General features: G+C 80.2%; 1 pseudogene. It reads left to right on the forward strand.

Annotated features, from left to right (window positions below):
• Positions 1-207, forward strand: a pseudogene (locus CCN42_RS40265) (oxidoreductase); the annotation flags it as partial.

The following is a 207-nucleotide window of genomic DNA, read 5'->3' on the forward strand; positions in this document are numbered from 1 at the left end:
CGCCCGCGAGGTGCTGCTCGCCAAACAGCGCCGGCGCCGCGAGACCCTGCCGCCCGCCGCCAAGATCGTCGGGTACGCGCAGGACTGGACCGTGGCCTACGGCTACCGGCCCGGGCGGGCCGCCGTGTGGATGGCGGTGCTGTGGGCGGCGGGCTCCCTCGCCTTCGCGCACGCCGGGCGGCCGGACGCGGGCGGCGGCGGGTCCGC

The organism is Streptomyces glaucescens, from assembly GCF_002154375.1.
Classification (GTDB): Bacteria; Actinomycetota; Actinomycetes; order Streptomycetales; family Streptomycetaceae; genus Streptomyces; species Streptomyces glaucescens.